Source organism: Ulvibacter sp. MAR_2010_11, assembly GCF_002813135.1.
In the GTDB taxonomy this organism is placed as follows: domain Bacteria; phylum Bacteroidota; class Bacteroidia; order Flavobacteriales; family Flavobacteriaceae; genus Altibacter.
Genome location: NZ_PHTY01000001.1, coordinates 1,704,022 through 1,723,339 on the forward strand (window position 1 = coordinate 1,704,022; position 19,318 = coordinate 1,723,339).

Sequence of the window (19,318 nt, forward strand, 5' to 3'; positions counted from 1 at the left end):
AGTATTTTGTGGAGGTTAATAGTATGTTATGACTTTAAAAAGAGTTTCTTTTTTATGGCGTTCCAACGCAGTGTTCTTATAAATTTTCCTTCTTCTTCTGAAACTATAAATTCTTTGTTTTGTTGTAATGCTTTTCTATACCCTTGAAGAGAATGTAAAAAGAACGAAATACTTTTTTTTCTGAAGGCTAATTTAGCCGAAGCAATCGCGGTTAGCAAAAAGCCATAACGCATGGTATAAAATGCTTCACCCTGTTTGTATTTTGAAGCTTTCGAATAGGAGGCGCCCGTAGGTTTTAAATGTTTAACGTGCAAATAAGTATCTGTTTTGACTTCCCACCCGTGATATTTTGCTAAAAGTTCATCTACAGTGTCCCAACCCATGGCATTGCGCAATCCATTAATTTGCACAAAACATTCTTTGCGATATGCTTTTAGAGCTCCTCTTATGTGGTCTTTATTGGTTAGGTTTTCCAATTTCCAGGAATCATTCTTTTCAACATAACAAAAACCACCCGCCATACCACAATGTGGATTGGCTTCAAAAATTTGCTGTATGGATTCAAGATAATGCTTCGGAAAAATAAGATCTGCATCAAATTTGCAAACTACATCAAATGCATCATCCAAACTTTCAAATCCTTTGCTAAAAGCTTCGATTACCTTTTTTCCGGGAGTGTTTTTTGCCGCAGAAGATTTGAAAACACTTGAAATAAAATCATATTTTTCAGTAAATGAATCCAGGACTTGTTGTGTCCCATCGGTAGAATTGTCGTTGACTACTACTATCTTTTTCGGAAGCACAGTCTGTTCCACCAACGATTGAAGGGTTTGGGCAAGAAATGCTTCTTCGTTATGGGCAGGTATGATGACGTAAAAATTCATTTAAATACGTTCGGCGTATACCAGATAGTATCTGGGCGTAAATCGTCTCAGGATAGGTCGAATGCCAATTTTCTTAATTGGATTGGTAAACTTTTCACGTTTTTTAATATGCCAGCCGGCTTTTTCGAGTAACCAATCAAATTGCCAATCTTCAAATTCGTGATAATGTCTGTCGCGTTCATCGGTCTTACTTTGATAAGCAGAGGCAAACCATAATTTTAGAGGAACAGAAGCAACCAATTTTTTCGCCTTACAATCCTGAAGGACATTAAAAGGAGAGATAAGGTGTTCAAATATCTCGAAGGCTGTTATTACGTCGTATTCGTTCGTTTGCACTGCCGAAGTATCCAAATCCAAATCTTCACCCCGGGTATTTGTAACCGAATATCCGTGTTCTTTCATGATTTCAGAAAAAGGATTGACCACGCCTAAATCTAGAATAGTTTGGGATGTAGGGACAACTTCTTTTAAAAATTGGAGGGTTCGTTTGTACCTTTTTTTTGGAATCTTTCCGTCATACATAAATCACACTCTATAAACAATTGCGTTGATGTTCATACCCGCTCCCACGCTGGCAAACAATACTATATCTCCTTCATTTACTTCCTGATTCTCGAGTTTACCTTTAACCACCAAATCGTATAAAGTTGGGACAGTCGCCACACTCGAATTCCCTAATTTGTCTATGGTCATTGGCATCACACCCTCGGGAGCCTCTACCCCATACAATTTGTAGAAACGCTTCATAATAGCTTCATCCATCTTTTCATTAGCCTGATGAATAAAAATTTTCTTCACTTCGGTAATAGCAATACCACTACTATCAAGACAGTCTTTCATTGCTGAAGGAACATTATTTAAAGCGAATTCGTATATTTTTCGCCCATACATTTTAATATAGCGTCGGGCGTCCGTGAGTTCTTGATTGTTCGATTCTCCGAAATATATAAAATGCGCCTCATCATACGTAAAAGTTGCACTTTTATGTGCCAGTATTCCGCTGGAACCTTCTTTGTGTTCAACAACAGCAGCCCCTGCTCCATCACTGTAAATCATCGAGTCCCTATCGTGTTGATCTACTACACGTGAAAGTGCTTCAGCGCCAATTACCAGGCATTTTTTTGCAATCCCCGATTTGATAAAAGCGTTTGCCTGAATCATGGACTCGACCCAACCCGGGCAACCAAACAGCATATCGTAAGCTACACAATAAGGATTCTTTATTTTTAGAATGTGTTTTACTCTGGAAGCGATACTGGGAACCGTATCACTCTGCACCGCTCCGTGTTTCACATCACCATAATTATGCGCGACAATTATGTAATCGAGTTCTTCTTTGTCTATTTTCGCATCATCTATGGCTTTTTGCGCTGCCAGAGAAGCAATGTCTGAAGTCGTTAGATCATCTTTAATATAGCGTCGCTCGGCAATGCCGGTAATCGCTTTAAATTTTTCAATAATAACATCGTTCTCATATCCAAACTTTGACCCGTCTTCATTGAAGAAGTTATGATTCCCAAACTCTTCATTTGTTGCAACCCCGCAGGGGATGTAACTGCCTATACCTATGATTGTAACTCCCATTGTACTTAAAAATTTTGACAAAATTACTGAAAAGTCCTAAGGTAACATCCTTATTTTGTTGTAAATCAAAACATTTTTAATTATTCGCAACCTAAGTTACTTAAACTGAAAAATCCTCAAAATACAGCCAATGATATTGAGGATTTTACAATTCGTTTTTTTTTAAATGCCTTAAGCTTCCATATACGCCTCGATGGGATCACAGGTACAAATTAAGTTTCTGTCACCATAAGCGTCATCTACTCTGCGTACCGAAGGCCAAAATTTGTTTTCTGAAATAGAATCCAAGGGAAAGGCTGCATCCTTCCTGCTGTATGGAAATGTCCAAACATCGGCGGTAACCATAGCTTGTGTATGTGGCGCATTTTTTAATACGTTGTTATCGTTATCCTTATCGGCTGCTTCTATTTCTTTCCGAATAGAAATCATAGCATCACAAAAACGATCCAATTCCTGCATACTTTCACTTTCGGTAGGTTCGATCATAAGCGTTCCGGCTACCGGAAATGAAACCGTAGGAGCATGAAATCCATAATCCATCAAACGCTTTGCGATATCGGTAACTTCAATGCCGTTGGCTTTAAAAGGACGGCAATCCACAATCATTTCGTGAGCTGCACGGCCTTTTTCACCTGTATACAACACATCGAAATGTCCTTTAAGACGTTCTTTTATGTAGTTTGCATTGAGGATCGCGTATTGAGTAGATTTTTTCAATCCATTTTCACCCAACATACAGATATAGGCATAGGATATTAAACAAGCCAATGAGCTTCCCCACGGGGCAGCCGATATAGCCGTAATTGCATTAACTCCTCCTGTTTTAATCACGGGATTGCTCGGTAAAAATGGAACCAATTGCTTGGCAACACAAATAGGGCCAACTCCGGGACCGCCACCTCCGTGTGGAATGGCAAAAGTTTTATGAAGGTTCAAGTGACAAACATCTGCTCCAATTTGTCCGGGATTCGTCAAGGCGACCTGTGCATTCATATTGGCACCGTCCATATAAACTTGTCCGCCGTTTTCGTGAATTATACTCGTTATTTCCCGAATGGCCGATTCGTATACTCCGTGTGTAGAAGGATACGTTACCATAAGACAGGATAAATTGTCTTTGTGCTCTATAGCTTTCGCTCGCAAATCGTCTACATCTATGTTTCCTTCCTCTGTTGCTTTGGTCACTACTACTTTCATGCCTGCCATTACCGCACTTGCCGGATTGGTGCCGTGTGCCGAGGACGGAATTAAACAAATGTCTCTATGGGCTTCACCTCTGGATTCGTGATAGGCTCTAATTACCATCAAGCCTGCGTATTCTCCCTGCGCTCCCGAATTGGGCTGAAGTGAAGTTCCTGCAAAACCTGTAATTTCGGTAAGTTGATTTTCCAGTTTTTTAAGCATGATTTGATAACCTTCGGCCTGTTCAACAGGAACAAAAGGATGCATATTGCCCCATTGCGGATCGCTTAACGGAAGCATTTCGGCAGCGGCATTTAACTTCATAGTGCAACTTCCCAAAGAAATCATAGAATGATTCAATGATAAATCTTTGCGCTCCAGTTTTTTGATATACCGCATTAACTCGGTTTCGCTATGGTAGCTGTTGAATACTTCGTTCTGAAGAAATTCGGTTTTACGAGCTGCTTCAGCCGGAATTTTATTTCCTGTTAGCAATTCGGTTACTTTAATGGATTCTTTATTGAATGCTTCGGCAAAAACCTGAATGATTTTATTTAAATCCTTGAGGGTAGTTGTTTCATTTACTGAAATAGAAACGGTTTCAGCATCTGGATAGTAGAAATTGATTTCTTTTCCTTCCGATAAATATTCGATTTTAGTGGCATCGGTTTTTATGGCGATGGTATCAAAATAGGTGTCATTGGCCTGCGTAAACCCAAGTTTTTCCAAGGCATTTGCTAAGGTTGCAGCCGTATTGTGAACTTTAGTGGCAATATATTCCAGACCTTTTGGGCCGTGATATACGCCATACATTCCTGCCATAACCGCTAATAAAACCTGTGCTGTACAAATGTTGGAAGTCGCTTTATCGCGTTTAATATGTTGCTCACGAGTTTGCAACGCCATGCGCAATGCACGGTTGCCATCGGTGTCTTTTGTGACACCAATAATACGTCCCGGAATGCTTCGTTTGTATTCTTCTTTCGTAGCAAAATAAGCCGCATGCGGACCTCCATATCCTAACGGAATTCCAAAACGTTGCGTGGTTCCTACCACGACATCGGCTCCAAAATGCCCCGGAGATTCAAGTTTTACCAAGCTTAGTATATCGGCAGCTACTGCAATTTTAATTTGTGCAGACTTGGCTTTGGCGATAAATTCTTTGAAGTTGTATACTTTTCCGGTTCTGCCGGGATATTGTAAAATGGCACCGAAATACTCTGAAGAAAAATCGAATTCTTCATGATTGCCAACAACGAGTTCAACTCCAATTGGCGTAGAGCGTGTTTGTAATAAGGAAAGTGTTTGCGGTAAAATTTCTTCAGAAACAAAAAACTTAACAGCGTTGTTTTTTTTCTGTTCACGTTCTCTTACGGCAAATAATAATGCCATGGCTTCGGCAGCAGCGGTTGCTTCGTCCAAGAGAGAAGCATTGGCCAATTCCATTCCCGTAAGATCGGTCACCATGGTCTGAAAATTAAGTAAGGCTTCCAGTCTACCCTGTGCAATTTCAGCCTGATAAGGGGTATATGCGGTATACCAACCCGGATTTTCTAAAATGTTTCGCTGAATCACAGGAGGTGTTATTGACTGATTGTATCCTAAACCAATATAGGTCTTGTATACCTTGTTTTTTGAAGCCAATTCGGTGATATGTTCAATATATTCATTCTCACTCAACGCAACGTCCAACTTCAAGGGTGTGTCGATCAAGATATCATCGGGGATGGTTTCAAAAATTAGTTGCTCTAGACTTTCTGCGCCAACGGTCGCAAGCATTTTGGGGAGGTCACTTCTTCTGGGACCTATATGTCTTAATGCAAAAGAATCTGTGTTCATTATGTGCTATTAAATTTAGTGCTGCCCTCTTTTGGCAGGCAGCTGCAAAATTACATATTTTCACAATAAAAAGTATCTTTTTAACGTGTTGTAGCTTACAACTTTTCAACTAAAAGTAAAGGTTACTAACACTTTCTCTATTTTTGTGAAATGAAGCTTCTATGGGGTGTTTTCAATTTTTACATTCACAGTAGTATACATGTGGCATTGGCCGTACTATCACTTATTTTTGTCACTCAAATTGAATTTGGTTTTAATCACTCTTTTGCATTATCCGGATTTGTATTTTTTGGTACTATCACCGGCTATAATTTTGTAAAATATGCCGAAGTTGCCGGATTGCACCATCGCAGCCTGACAAGTTCCCTGAAATCCATTCAGATTTTTTCACTGGTTTGCTTCGGAATTTTTCTGTTTTTTGCTTTTAAACAATCCTTAGCCATCATTTTGACATCCTTGTCACTCGGTCTAATTACGCTGTTATATGCTATACCTTTTCGGAAGCAAAAGAATTTGCGAACTTTTGGAGGCTTGAAAATTTTTATTGTCGCAATGGTGTGGGCAGGGGTAACCGTATTATTGCCGATTGTTGCCTCTGAAGCCCAATTTGAAGGCAATCACTTAATTTCCTTCCTACAAAGATTCCTATTCATTATCGTGTTAACACTACCGTTTGAAATACGGGATTTGCCTTTCGATTCTGAAAAATTACATACGTTACCACAGCTCTTTGGTTTTAGAAGAGTAAAAGTGTTGGGAAATGTATTACTGGGAATATGTTTTTTATTGGAGTATGCCAAAGACAGCAATCTACAATTTTATACCTTAAGTCTTTTTGCAATATGTGTGCTAACTGCAGTACTATTATTCTATTCCGAAGAAAAGCAATCAAAGTACTTTGCTTCTTTTTGGGTGGAAGCCGTTCCGGTTTTTTGGTACGGGCTGTTACTTTTAAGTATTCATTTCTTCACGTAGCCTGGCCTTAATCTTTTCCTTTTGCTCCTTCGGAATCGTTTGTAAATTGGCCGTATGGATCGACTTTGTGAGTTTGCCGTTTCGCTCGGAATGAATCCTGCAAATCCGACATACAATATGGTGCATTTTCATTAACACCTTTTGCCAAAGGCTTGCTTCCTTATATTGTGCCTTATCACATACTTCGGCAGCTTGTTCGCAACTAATAGGGACTTTCATTTAAAACCAGTTTTTTTCGAGGCATTCTGCCATCGCTTTTCGCGCGCGATGAATGATAACCCAGAGGTTAGACGGGGTGATATTAAATTCATTACAAATGGCTTCGGTATCGAAACCTTCTATGGTTTTCATCTTAAAAATGATGGCTTGTTTTTCATTTAGACCCTCCAGACAGTTCAAAATGGCCAGTCCTAATTCTTCGTTAACCATAGTGTCTTCGGCAGTTTTGTCGAAGGGATCACTTACGCGTTCCTCCAGCCAATCTCCTTCGGCATCATCATCGTTATAGGTCATGCGTACTTCTGCCTTGCCTTTTTTGGAATTAGACTTACGATAGTGATCAATAATCTTTCGTTTTAAAATCGAAATGAGCCAGGTGCGTTCACTCGCCTCACCCTTGAAATTCTTTTGTGATTTGAGCCCGGCCAAAAAAGTTTCAGAAATTAAATCCTGAGCCACCTCGTGATCGTTTACACGAACAATGGTGTAGTTATAAAGATAGTCCGAATACCGGTCTACCCATGTTTCAGGATGTAATAGGTTTGATGACATATATATGCAATCGAAGGTTATATCAAAAATAGCAAATTTTACGACCTTTGAGCCGGAGATTCTCTTAATAGATTTTTTGGCGTATCCTTTTAAAGCAATCCGGCTCTTTTTAACAACGCTTCGGGATTGGGTTTTTTTCCACGGAATTTCACATACAATTCCATAGGATCTTGTGTGCCGCCTTGTGATAAGACATATCTTTTAAATTTGTCTGCAATTTTTTCATTGAAGATTCCCTCCTCTTTAAAATAGGCAAACGCATCGGCATCCAAGACTTCAGCCCATTTATAACTGTAATACCCCGCCGAATAACCTCCTTGAAAGATATGCGAGAAGGAAGTGCTCATACAGTTTTCGGGAGTGTCGGGATATAATTGCGTGCCCGAAAAGGAAGCCTTTTCGAAAGCTTTTACATTTTTTATATGGGAGGGGTCACTTCCGTGCCACGACATATCCAGCATTCCGAAGCTCAATTGACGCAGCGTTTGCATTCCTTCATGAAAGGTGGCCGAGGCCTTGATTTTTTCGATCAATTCCATCGGAATGACTTCCCCGGTCTCGTAATGCATGGCAAACAATTCCAGCGTCTCTTTTTCATAACACCAATTTTCTAATATCTGACTTGGTAATTCAACAAAATCCCAGTAGACATTGGTGCCCGATAAGCCTTTATAAGTGGTGTTGGCCAGCATTCCGTGAAGCGCATGACCAAACTCATGGAACAGTGTTGTTACCTCATTAAATGTGAGTAAGGAAGGTTTGGATGCAGTGGGTTTTGTAAAATTGCAGACTATCGACACATGCGGTCGCTCATTTACACCATTCTTTATTTGCTGAGGTTTATACGATGTCATCCAGGCTCCTCCTCGTTTTCCCGCACGAGGATGGAAATCGGCGTAAAAAATAGCAACCAATATATCCTCCGTATCAGTAACCCGGTAGGTTTTTACATCCGGGTGGTATTTTTCAATATCCTGAACTTCGTTGAATTGAAGTCCGTATAATTTTTCAGCAACCGTAAATACACCGTTTATTACATTTTTAAGCTCAAAGTAAGGTTTCAGCTTTTCGTCATCCAGATCGAAGCGCTGTTGTTTCAGTTTTTCAGCATAATAGGTACCATCCCATTTTTGAAGTTTCTCAATACCGTCACGTTCTTTTGCGAAGGCTGCTAGTTCATCAAATTCCTTTTGAGCTGCGGGTTTTGCCTTTTCAAGTAATTCCTGCAAAAACGATTGAACTTTTTGAGGAGTTTCGGCCATACGTTCCTCCAATACAAAATGAGCATGAGAAGCATAACCCAGTAATTTTGCGCGCTGATGCCGTAAATTAACTATTTGTAATACGTTTTGCTGATTGTCTAATTTGTCGTTATGAAATCCTTTTGAGCCGAATGCCAGCGCTAATTTTTTCCGAAGATCTCGATTGTCGGCATACATCATAAAAGGGATGTAACTAGGATAATCCAGCGTAATAAGCCATCCATCTTTTCCTTTTTCTGAAGCTTCAAGTGCAGCGGCCTCTTTGGCGCCCTCCGGAAGTCCCGAAAGATCTGCTTCGTTGGAAATATGCATTTGAAAAGCATTTGTTTCAGCCAGGACATTTTCCCCAAATGTGAGTTTTAGTTTTGAGAGGTCGGCATCGATTTTCCGAAGCGTTTTTTTATCTTCTTCCCTTAAATTGGCTCCGTTCCTTGCGAAACCATTGTATTGTTTTTCCAACAACATCTGCTGCTCCGGACTAAGCTTGAGTGTTTTCCTTGCTTCATACACCTGCCGGACTCTTTTAAATAATATTTCATTAAGCAGGATATCGTTTCCAAACTCCGATAACAAAGGGGACACCTTCTGAGCAATTTGCTGTAGCTCGTCGTTGGTTTCGGCGCTATTTAAATTAAAAAAAATACTTGTAGCCCGGTCCAATTGCAAGCCTGTACGTTCTAACGCATCCACGGTATTTTGGAAAGTAGGCACTTCCGGGTTTGAAGTTATAGCATCAATTTCAGCCTTAGTAGCTTGTATTAAATTTTGTATCGCCGGGAGATAATGCTCGTTTAGCAGTTTTGAGAAAGGAGCGGTATCAAAGGGTTGTAATAGGGGGTTGTTCATGGGAATGAAGAATGTAAAAGTTAAAAGTTGAAATTAGTTATTTGTCCGGTCGAGCGCAGTCGAGACCTCTTCTTCTGTTGGCCTGTATTTATGATGTGTAAAATTTCTACATTCTGCTAAAATTTGAAGCATATTAAAGTCATGGTCAGCCAGTGACATTTTTTTCTTCGCACTCCACCGTTTAATTTTCTTTTCAAAATAAATAGCTTGTCTGATATCATTTAATTCCTGATGAAAAATTAGCTCAACAGGTCTTCGTTTAAAAGTAAAAGAGGTTTTATTTAATCCGTTTTGATGCTCTAAAAGCCTCCGTGCAATATCATTTGTTAAGCCGGTATAAAGTAATCCATCCGCACATTTTAAAATATAAATGTAATAGGAATTCATTTTTTGTCTGAGGTCAATTATAGGAGAGGTCTCGACTGCGCTCGACCCGGCATTACTTTTTCATTTTCCTTGCACCTTCTTCCACTTTAAGTTTTAGACCTTCCTTGTACGCCAATATTTTATCCAGAACACATTTGTCTGAAGAACCAATAATTTGTGCCGCGAGAATTCCGGCGTTTTTGGCTCCGTTAAGTGCTACAGTGGCTACGGGAACACCACCCGGCATTTGAAGAATCGACAAAACCGAATCCCAACCGTCTATAGAATTACTGGATTTTACAGGAACACCAATTACAGGCAAGGGAGAAAGTGAGGCGATCATTCCCGGCAAATGCGCTGCTCCACCGGCTCCGGCAATAATCACCGAAATGCCACGAGTATGTGCATTCTTACCATAATCGAACAATTTATCGGGGGTGCGGTGTGCCGAAACAATATCGACCTCCACTTCAATGTCGAATCCCTTTAAAATGTCTATCGCTTCCTGCATAACCGGCAGGTCGCTTGTACTTCCCATAATAATTCCAACTTTGCTCATAATTGCTTATTTACTAATCACCTGTATTGTTTTCTTTACTGCTTCGGCTATTTTTCGTGCTTCTGCGATGTCTTCATTTACAATGGTAACATGCCCCATCTTCCTGAAAGGTCTGGTTTCTTTTTTTCCGTAAATATGAGGAGTCACACCCGCCATAGCCATAATGGTTTCAATGTTTTTATATACCACCGGACCTGTATAGCCTTCGGCACCCACTAAATTTACCATAATTCCACCTACCTTACTATCGGTTTTTCCCAAGGGAATGTCTAAAATAGCTCGAATATGCTGCTCAAACTGATTGGTATAACTGGATTCAATAGTGTGATGTCCACTGTTATGCGGTCGTGGCGCAACTTCGTTTACCAAAATCTCATCCTCATGTGTTTGAAACAGTTCCACCGCCAATAAACCAACATGTTTAAAGGCTTCCGAGACTTGTGTTGCGATGGTTTGTGCCTTTTTCGCAACGGTTTCATCAATACGCGCCGGGCAAATTACATATTCCACCTGATTGGCTTCGGGATGGAATTCCATTTCTACCACCGGATACGTTGCAACTTCTCCTTTTACATTACGAGCCACAATAACCGCCAGTTCATTTTTAAAAGGAATCAGTTTTTCAGCGATACATTCTCCGGCAGGCAGTGGAATAATATCTTCTGCCGTTTTAATTATACTCACTCCTTTGCCGTCGTACCCACCGGTGCAACTTTTCCAAACAAAAGGGAAGTGTAATTCTTTTCGGACAATCGCTTCGTTTAATTTATTTTTATCCTGAAACAACACAAAAGGCGAAGTAGGAATTTTATGCTCCTTGTAAAACTGCTTTTGTGTGCCTTTATTCTGAATGTTTTTAAGTGTTTCGGAAGAAGGATATACTTTTTTTCCTTCAGCTTCCAGCTTTTTCAGCGCATCAACATTCACATTTTCTATTTCGAATGTAAGTACATCCACCTTTTTTCCGAAGGCATAAACGGTGTCAAAATTCATTAAATCCCCCTGCTCAAAATAGTCGCAAGCTATACGACACGGGGCTTCAGCACTTGGGTCCAATACATGAGTTTTGATGTCGAATTTACGTGTTTCGTAGAGCATCATTTTGCCCAACTGACCCCCGCCAAGAATTCCTAAAGTGAAATTTGAAGAAAAATAATTAGCCATCGCACAAAGGTACAATCTTCTTTGCAATTGTTATCTTTGCACCTTTATTTATGTGCCGATTTTTAACATCATTATTCAAGACGAAAAATAAACCCATGAAAAACATTGTATTGTTTGGGCCTCCGGGTGCCGGAAAAGGAACTCAAGCCGAGGTTTTAAAGGAAAAATACCAACTTAAACATATCTCTACCGGAGACGTGTTCCGTTATAATATTAAAAATGAAACCCAAATGGGGAGGTTGGCTAAGTCCTATATGGACAAGGGTCATTTGGTACCCGACGAGGTAACCATCGATATGCTCAATGCCGAAGTGGAAAAAAATCCCGGGGCCAACGGATTTATTTTCGACGGCTTTCCACGTACTGCCGCACAGGCAGAAGCATTGTCTAACCTAATGAAGCAAAAAAATTCTCAAATTAATGCCATGGTGGCTTTGGAAGTTGATGACGAAATATTGGTAGGACGCTTGCTGGAACGCGGGAAATCCAGTGGTCGACCTGATGATGCCAACGAAGCTGTGATAAGAGAACGCATCGCCGAATATTACCGTAAAACAGACATTCTGAAGGAATACTATCAGGCGCAGAATCGCTATTACGGGGTGAATGGTGTGGGAAGTATCGAAGATATTACCCAAAGATTAAGTGCTGTAATAGATACTCTATAAACAGCAAAATTTAAAATGTAAAACTGAAAAAGTTTAGCTTAATAAACTTTAAACTTTTACCTTTTACATTTATTATTTTACATTTTTATGACCGAAGGAAATTTTGTAGACTACGTAAAAATTCATGTTAGCTCCGGAAAAGGAGGTAAGGGAAGCGCGCACATGCGACGGGAAAAGTACATCCCCATGGGAGGACCCGATGGTGGTGACGGCGGACGAGGAGGTCATGTAATTTTAAAGGCCAACAAAAACCTTTGGACACTATACCATATAAAATTCAGACGCCATTTTAGAGCTGAACAAGGTTCGGCGGGAAGTAAGCAAACCAGTACCGGTGCCGATGGAGCCGATGTCTACATCGAAGTTCCCTTGGGTACTGTCGTACGTGATACCAATACACAAGAGATTCTTTTTGAAATAACCGAAGACGGAGAAGAGCGCATTATCGCCAAAGGTGGTAAAGGCGGATTGGGAAACGATCATTTTAAAAGTGCAACACGACAAACCCCTCGGTATGCTCAACCCGGTCTGGAAGGCGAAGAGGCAGATATTACACTCGAACTAAAAGTGCTGGCCGATGTCGGGCTGGTGGGATTTCCAAATGCAGGGAAGTCTACCTTGCTTTCGGTTGTTACTTCAGCAAAACCTAAAATTGCCAATTACGAGTTTACAACCTTAAAGCCTAACCTTGGTATTGTGAAATACCGCGATTTTCAATCCTTTGTGATGGCCGATATTCCAGGAATTATCGAAGGAGCCGCCGAAGGAAAAGGTTTGGGACACTACTTTTTACGACACATTGAACGAAACTCTACCTTGTTGTTCTTAATTCCGGCAGACGCAAAGGATATTAAAGAACAATACGAAATTCTTCTCGATGAACTACGTCGCTATAACCCCGAACTGCTGGATAAGCAACGCTTGGTGGCCATCTCGAAAAGCGATATGCTGGACGAAGAGCTAAAAGGTGAAATGAAGAAGGAACTCGACAAACAATTTAAAGGAATTCCTTATTTGTTTATTTCTTCCGTGGCACAACAAGGCTTGACCGAGTTGAAAGATAAGCTCTGGGCCATGCTTAATGAAGAGCAGGATTCCTAAACTTCTAAAATCAGCTTATTATAAGGTCATAGGTGGGTTAATATCCCTTACTGTTATAATTTCGCTTTATTGTTTTGAGTAAATGCTCATTTGTATTGTGTTTAAGGCCCTTTTTATATTACTAAAGAATGAATTTTTTAAATCCTGCTTATGATAAAATTCTTATTTTTTTAGTTTTTATTTACGTCGCTTATGGGTCTTAAACAATGCCTATATGCTTTTTTCTTCGAAAAGGAGACACCTTATTCGCTGTTTGGACAGGGATTGTCGGAAACTTCAGAAAAGAACATCGATATTTCGTATCTTACTGATTGAATATACTTTGTGAGTATCACTACCTATCTGGGCAGCATCACCAAAAAAGTAATAAAAGAATAAGTCATGAAAAAACTCCTCCTCCTCAGCACCCTATTCGTTTGTGTTCAAATTAGTTTTGGACAATGCCCGAGCGCCGATATAGTATTAACCAGCCAAGCCGATATTGACAATTTCGCAACTACCTATCCCAATTGTACTGTGTTAACGCATGATCTTAGAGTGGATGGTGTTAACAGTGACATCATTAATCTAAACGGATTAGCCCCGATAACCGATGCGGTCGATATTATAATATTAACTACCCAAATTACCAATCTAATTGGCTTGGACAATCTCGAATCGGTAACACATTTGGCACTTTGGGGCAATCCCGGTTTACAAAACATGTCAGGTCTTGACGCATTACAATCGGTGGGCCAACTGGAAATTTGGGTAAACAGCGGGTTACTAAGTATGGATGGAATGGATAACCTGCAAGCTATAGAACAATTGAATTTGTTTGGAAATTCGAATCTCAGCGATATTTCACAATTTAGCTTTGTTCAAAATTTGAGATCCTTAACTCTTGGGGGTAATTCGCTTTCCTCGCTTGCAGGTTTGGAAAACCTACAAACAGTACTTGAAGATGTAGCAATTTCGGACGAATCGGTAATCAATTTTAATGAATTGTCCAATTTGCAATCCATTGGGGGTTCCTTGTTGTTGTCAAATAGCTCTGTTGAAGACGTGTCTGCCTTCAGCAATATAACATCACTAATCGATCTCTACGTGGTGGAATGCCCTAATTTAACTAACCTTGCCGGCTTGCAAAACGTGGACAATATAAGTGGAAGACTTCGTATAGGGTTTAATCCCGGTCTTACCAATCTATCGGCCTTTAACACGATTACCAATGTGACTAATTTAGATATCTATGAAAATGAAAATCTTGAGTCGTTACAAGGGCTTGAGAATTTAAATCAGGTGACCGAGCGAATGTTGATCATGGATAATCCATTTTTAACTTCCATTGAAGCCATAAATGGAGTATCGCCGGTATCGATCAATGAATTGGTAATCTTAAATAATACCTCCCTTTCTGTGTGCAATAATAATTTTGTGTGTGCAGTTATAAATGAGCCTTCCGTAAATAAGTCTATTAATAACAATGCTTCGGGATGTAATTCGGTGGCAGAGGTTATAGAATCTTGTATTCTTGGGATATCTGAAGCGGAACTTGCCTTGGCAATAGGAGTCTATCCAAATCCGGTTTCAGACAAACTCACTATTTCGGTTTCTGATGCAATTACCTTCGAAAAGGCGGTAATCTACTCAGTTCTCGGACAACAAATAGTAAATTCTTCAGAAAAAGTGACCGATGTCTCATTCCTTTCACAAGGAATCTATTTTGTAAATATCACGACCAACAAGGGTGAAATGGTGTATAAAATTGTTAAAGAATAACAAATCCGCAACCCACGGCCCGCTTTTTGCGTAAATTTATTGAAACTTTATTTTGATCCATTTTAAAGTAATCAAAATAATGAGTTGAAGTAATCCCGATTTAATTCGGGACCAAATGAAAAATTAGCAATGAAAAACAGTATTCTAATTCTGGTTCTTTTACTAGTAACGGCCTGTGGCACTTCGGTAGTCGTGGCCGATTACGACAAAGAAGTCGATTTTACACAATACACATCCTACAATTACTTTCCAAACATCGAATCGGGCCTGAATGAGCTGGACGACAAACGTATTATGTATGCTCTGGATAGTTTATTACAACAACGTGGCTTTGAAAAAAATGAAGCCCCACAGCTATACATCAACTTTTTCGCCAATGAATATCTTTCCAACTCCCGAAATACCATCGGTATTGGTCTTGGCAGTGGTGGTGGAAACGTTGGAGTAGGCGTAAGCGGTGGGATTCCAATTGGAGGTAAGGTAATCAACCAGACGCTTACCGTAGATTTCATCGACACCTCAAACGATGCGCTTGTCTGGCAGGCGGTCGCCGAAGGCGAACTCAAAGAAAAGGCAACGCCAACGCAAAAGGAAGCCTATTTTATTTCAGTTATCGAAAAAGTACTTAAAAAGTATCCTCCCAAACAAAAATAAATCCGTTATTGTATCATTACTTCAAAGTCTTCTATGCCCAAAATCGCTTACATTCTAATTTTACTCCCTACCCTGCTGTTGTCTCAGAACAATTTTCAGCAGGCAGAAAAACTTTTTCAGCAAGAGAAATTCAGTAAAGCCAAGCCGCTTTTTGAAGCCTACTTAAACGAACATCCCACCGATCGGAAAACAAGAGAATATCTTGGAGATATTGCGGGCTATCAAAAAGATTGGGATACCGCGATCGACTATTATGAACCTTTGGTTGAAGAAGATAAAAACAATGCCAACTATCATTTTAAATACGGCGGCGTGATGGGGATGAAAGCACTTGAAATAAGTCGAATACGAGCCGTTACCTATATTGGCGACATCAAATTCCACTTCGAAGAGGCTGCCAGACTCGACCCCAAACACATTGAAGCCCGCTGGGCGCTGGTCGAATTTTACATTCAGCTGCCCGGAATTATTGGCGGCAGCGAACGCAAAGCCATAAAATACGCCAACGAACTGGGTAAAATTTCGCCGGTCGACGGCTTTCTAGCCAATGGCTACATCGCCGAATACAGCAACCGATCCAAAGATGCCGAGAATTTCTACAAAAAAGCTATCGAGGTGGGTGGATCACCGCATACCTACGAAAAACTGGCAGAACATTACGAAAAGACCAATCAGCCCAAAGAAGCCATGCAAGTGGCTTCAAAATCCTTGCAAATTCACAAACGCAATCAGTTAAATTACCAAATCGGGAAAATATCGGCTCAATACAATCTCGACGCCGAATTGGGGATAAACTGCCTACAGGCGTATATTCAAAACCATTCAGCAAAAGACGGTGTGCCCAAAGACTGGGCCTACTATCGCCTGGCACAGATTTACAAAAATAAAGGTCAGAAGGCAACGGCGCTGCAATGGATCAACAAGGCGCTGGCAGATCGCCCCGAATTTAAGGAGGCGAAAAAGGAAAAGGAGCTTATTTTAGCGTTGTAGGTTGAGGGCAATCCCGTCCCATCGGCCAATGGCCTCGTGAAGGTCGCGCTATTGGCTGTAGTTTTGCTTCGTCCAAATCTCCTTCGCAAAAGCTACTTGCCGCTATCGCTATTGCGACATAAAATAATATCTTTACAAAACAAACCTATAACACCGAAATTCAAAAATTAAATGCGAGTACATTTTATAGCCATCGGCGGAAGTGCCATGCACAATTTGGCCATGGCGCTGCACGATAAAGGAGATCAAGTAACCGGAAGCGATGACGAAGTGTTTAACCCTTCAAAAAGCAGACTGGAATCGAGAGGCTTGCTCCCCGAAGCTTACGGCTGGTTCCCCGAAAAGATCACCAAAGACATAGATGCTGTAATTCTTGGGATGCACGCCAAGGGAGACAACCCCGAATTGCTCAAAGCAAAAGAACTGGGACTCACCATTTACAGCTACCCCGAATTTTTATATGAAGAGGCTAAAAATAAAACCCGCGTAGTCATTGGAGGTTCACATGGAAAGACGACCATTACGTCCATGATTTTACACGTAATGCACTATCATAACAAGGATGTGGATTATATGGTAGGAGCACAATTGGAAGGCTTCGACGTAATGGTTAAATTGACCGATACCAATGATTTTATCGTGTTGGAAGGCGATGAATACCTGTCGTCTCCCATAGATAAAAGACCCAAATTTCATCTCTACCAACCCAATATCGCTTTGCTTAGCGGAATTGCCTGGGATCATATCAATGTATTCCCAACCTATGAGGAATACGTGGAACAATTCGAAATTTTCCTGAATCAAATTACCAACGGTGGCGCAATTATTTACAACGAAGAAGACCCTGAGGTAAAACGCGTAGTAGAAGCATCTACCAGTCTTATTAAAAAATACCCTTATAAAACCCCACTGTATGTTGTAGAAGATGGAGTAACGCTGTTGGAAACACCGGAAGGGGATATGCCCATAGAAATTTTTGGAAAGCATAATCTCAACAATCTTGAAGGAGCGCGATGGATTTGCCAGTTGATGGGTGTAGATGCAGACGATTTCTACGAAGCCATCGCCACGTTTAAAGGAGCTAGCAAGCGCCTCGAAAAAATTGCCGAAAGTGAGTCAGCAATTGCATATAAGGATTACGCACATTCCCCCAGTAAGGTAAAAGCCACTACCGAAGCACTTAAAGCACAGTATCCCGATAGAAAATTGGTGGCTTGTTTAGAATTACACACTTACAGCAGTCTCAACCCCGAATTTTTAAAAGAATACCGGGGGGCTTTGGACGCGGCAGACAGTGCCGTAGTCTTTTATTCTCCACATGCCGTTATGATAAAAAATCTGGAAGAAATAAAGACAGAACAAATAGAAGCAGCATTTAAACGAGATGACCTTGTTGTATTTACAAATCCGGCCGACTTTAAAACTTATCTTTTTACGCAGGATTTTAAAGATACCTCTCTGCTATTAATGAGCAGCGGGAATTACGGAGGACTGGATTTTCAGGAAGTGAAAAAATATATAAAATAAGCTATGCCTTATACATGGCTTCAATAAATCCGGTAGCAGCGTCTCCGGATTTTTTTATGAGATGTTGTTTGGCGTTTTTACGATCCTGCTCGTATTTATCTTGTGAAAGTTTAAATTTACCCTCCCAATTGGTAATGGTGATATCAAAGGCCTGGATATAATTTACAAAGTGTTGCATTTTTATATTTTCCTTTTCCAAAATGAATTTATGATCCGGGCGCTCTAAAAACTCGGTCATGGCTATCATAGTTTCTTTGGCAGCTTCAGGGTCATTGATGAGTGTAATGGTTCCTGTTATATGAACGATAATATAATTCCAGGTAGGAAGTTGTGCGGTTGCATAAACACTGGGAGAAATATAAGCGTCGGGTCCTTTGAAAACTACGGTCACTTCGGCTCCATCCTTTAAAGTTTCCACCTGCGGATTGAATTTGTCGATATGCGCTACCAGCTTCCCACTGGTTTCGTTATAAATAATAGGAATATGAGTAACCAATGGTTTTCCATTCAATACCGAAACCAACATCCCAAATGGATAATGTTGAATTACGGTGATCATTTTTTGGATGTCATCAGTCTGGTGATAGGGCGGTGGATACATGGGAATGTAGAATGTAAAAATTTAAATGCAAAAGTAAAAAGTAAAAAGTAAATTGAAGAACGAAGAAAGTAAAATGTTGTAAAAATTATTTATAATTTCTAACAATCCATCAAACTCCAAATTGTCGTAAATGATGATCCAGATGTTTGTACTGCATTCTTCCCCATTGGTCCCTTGTAAAATAGCCGAAACCGGGATGAGGTGTCCATTCGGTACGATCTTTTTGCGATTCAAATTCGTCCAGAATACGCATCAATTGAGCCTTCTCATCATTAAAATTTCGATGTTCTTTTTCTCTCAAGAATTTCGCCGTTGGTAAATTCTTCCGCCACAATTTATCACTGTAGAGCGATTTCTTAAAAAAAACCTTTGCAAGCCAGTTGGGCTTCATGCCGTAATCAACCTTTTCGAGCATGATATTAAAAGGACCCTGACAATGATGTAGCATTTGCCCATGAGTCATTTTTCCCCATTGCCTTGGAGAAGCTTCTGCCAGATTTTCTATTCTATTCTTTATCTCAGAAAAAGCTTCGGCGTCGAATAATGATTTCATAATTGGGCGATTTAATTTGCAGTTAAGGTAC

The 19,318-nt window shown here is 40.3% G+C and carries 18 protein-coding genes and 1 pseudogene; 7 read left to right on the top strand and 12 right to left on the bottom strand.

All coding sequences use genetic code 11. The features are described from left to right. Window positions 1–26: 26 nt before the first annotated feature. The 4 genes from ATE92_RS07835 to gcvP form a co-directional block, all read right to left on the bottom strand. Window positions 27–884, bottom strand: coding sequence for a glycosyltransferase family 2 protein (locus tag ATE92_RS07835; RefSeq protein ID WP_100803173.1), 858 nt, complete (start codon window positions 882–884; stop codon window positions 27–29). After that, complete coding sequence (locus tag ATE92_RS07840; protein WP_100803174.1) at window positions 885–1,406, bottom strand: methyltransferase; 522 nt, start codon at window positions 1,404–1,406, stop codon at window positions 885–887. It lies immediately after the preceding gene. Between the two features lie 3 nt (window positions 1,407–1,409). Continuing rightward, the gene (locus ATE92_RS07845) at window positions 1,410–2,468 is read right to left on the bottom strand and encodes a 3-oxoacyl-ACP synthase III family protein (protein ID WP_100803175.1); all 1,059 of its coding nucleotides are present in this window, start codon (window positions 2,466–2,468) and stop codon (window positions 1,410–1,412) included. Window positions 2,469–2,639: 171 nt separating this feature from the next. After that, window positions 2,640–5,489, bottom strand: coding sequence for an aminomethyl-transferring glycine dehydrogenase (gene gcvP / locus ATE92_RS07850; RefSeq protein ID WP_100803176.1), 2,850 nt, complete (start codon window positions 5,487–5,489; stop codon window positions 2,640–2,642). A gap of 150 nt (window positions 5,490–5,639) precedes the next feature. Here gcvP and ATE92_RS07855 point away from each other — a divergent pair, with 150 nt between their 5' ends. Next, window positions 5,640–6,464 carry a hypothetical protein gene (locus tag ATE92_RS07855; protein ID WP_100803177.1) on the top strand — a complete coding sequence of 275 codons (825 nt, stop codon included), beginning with the start codon at window positions 5,640–5,642 and terminating at the stop codon, window positions 6,462–6,464. Here ATE92_RS07855 and ATE92_RS07860 read toward each other — a convergent pair. The 6 genes from ATE92_RS07860 to ATE92_RS07885 form a co-directional block, all read right to left on the bottom strand. Further along, window positions 6,441–6,683, bottom strand: a complete 243-nt coding sequence (locus ATE92_RS07860; RefSeq protein WP_100803178.1) for a hypothetical protein — start codon at window positions 6,681–6,683, stop codon at window positions 6,441–6,443. The two genes, ATE92_RS07855 and ATE92_RS07860, sit on opposite strands and share 24 nt — an antisense overlap. After that, window positions 6,684–7,235 (bottom strand): sigma-70 family RNA polymerase sigma factor, encoded by a 552-nt coding sequence (locus tag ATE92_RS07865; protein WP_100803179.1) that lies wholly within the window; start codon window positions 7,233–7,235, stop codon window positions 6,684–6,686. It lies immediately after the preceding gene. A gap of 89 nt (window positions 7,236–7,324) precedes the next feature. Beyond that, complete coding sequence (locus ATE92_RS07870) at window positions 7,325–9,343, bottom strand: M3 family metallopeptidase (RefSeq protein ID WP_100803180.1); 2,019 nt, start codon at window positions 9,341–9,343, stop codon at window positions 7,325–7,327. Window positions 9,344–9,376: 33 nt separating this feature from the next. Then, window positions 9,377–9,730 (bottom strand): GIY-YIG nuclease family protein, encoded by a 354-nt coding sequence (locus ATE92_RS07875; RefSeq protein ID WP_100803181.1) that lies wholly within the window; start codon window positions 9,728–9,730, stop codon window positions 9,377–9,379. A 52-nt stretch (window positions 9,731–9,782) separates the two neighbouring features. Then, window positions 9,783–10,268 carry a 5-(carboxyamino)imidazole ribonucleotide mutase gene (purE, locus tag ATE92_RS07880; protein WP_100803182.1) on the bottom strand — a complete coding sequence of 162 codons (486 nt, stop codon included), beginning with the start codon at window positions 10,266–10,268 and terminating at the stop codon, window positions 9,783–9,785. Window positions 10,269–10,274: 6 nt separating this feature from the next. Continuing rightward, entirely contained in the window at window positions 10,275–11,432 is a 1,158-nt protein-coding gene (locus tag ATE92_RS07885) for a 5-(carboxyamino)imidazole ribonucleotide synthase (protein ID WP_100803183.1), read from the bottom strand. A 95-nt stretch (window positions 11,433–11,527) separates the two neighbouring features. Between ATE92_RS07885 and ATE92_RS07890 the strand changes: the two are divergent. From ATE92_RS07890 to murC, 6 genes and pseudogenes are all read left to right on the top strand, one after another. After that, window positions 11,528–12,100 (top strand): annotated as a pseudogene (locus ATE92_RS07890) (adenylate kinase); the annotation flags it as partial. Window positions 12,101–12,187: 87 nt separating this feature from the next. Then, window positions 12,188–13,201: a GTPase ObgE gene (gene obgE, locus ATE92_RS07895; protein WP_100803185.1), complete on the top strand. Its 1,014-nt coding sequence runs from the start codon at window positions 12,188–12,190 to the stop codon at window positions 13,199–13,201. A 381-nt stretch (window positions 13,202–13,582) separates the two neighbouring features. Continuing rightward, on the top strand, window positions 13,583–14,962 hold the full coding sequence (locus ATE92_RS07900; RefSeq protein WP_100803186.1) for a T9SS type A sorting domain-containing protein: 1,380 nt from the start codon (window positions 13,583–13,585) through the stop codon (window positions 14,960–14,962). A 129-nt stretch (window positions 14,963–15,091) separates the two neighbouring features. Then, window positions 15,092–15,616 (top strand): DUF4136 domain-containing protein, encoded by a 525-nt coding sequence (locus tag ATE92_RS07905; RefSeq protein ID WP_100803187.1) that lies wholly within the window; start codon window positions 15,092–15,094, stop codon window positions 15,614–15,616. Window positions 15,617–15,649: 33 nt separating this feature from the next. Then, window positions 15,650–16,606 carry a lipopolysaccharide assembly protein LapB gene (locus ATE92_RS07910; RefSeq protein WP_100803188.1) on the top strand — a complete coding sequence of 319 codons (957 nt, stop codon included), beginning with the start codon at window positions 15,650–15,652 and terminating at the stop codon, window positions 16,604–16,606. A 171-nt stretch (window positions 16,607–16,777) separates the two neighbouring features. After that, on the top strand, window positions 16,778–18,133 hold the full coding sequence (murC, locus tag ATE92_RS07915) for a UDP-N-acetylmuramate--L-alanine ligase (protein WP_100803189.1): 1,356 nt from the start codon (window positions 16,778–16,780) through the stop codon (window positions 18,131–18,133). Between the two features lies 1 nt (window position 18,134). Here murC and ATE92_RS07920 read toward each other — a convergent pair whose 3' ends face one another. Continuing rightward, on the bottom strand, window positions 18,135–18,734 hold the full coding sequence (locus tag ATE92_RS07920; RefSeq protein ID WP_100803190.1) for an FMN-binding negative transcriptional regulator: 600 nt from the start codon (window positions 18,732–18,734) through the stop codon (window positions 18,135–18,137). A gap of 109 nt (window positions 18,735–18,843) precedes the next feature. After that, complete coding sequence (locus ATE92_RS07925) at window positions 18,844–19,287, bottom strand: DUF1569 domain-containing protein (protein WP_100803191.1); 444 nt, start codon at window positions 19,285–19,287, stop codon at window positions 18,844–18,846. Window positions 19,288–19,318: the final 31 nt, after the last annotated feature.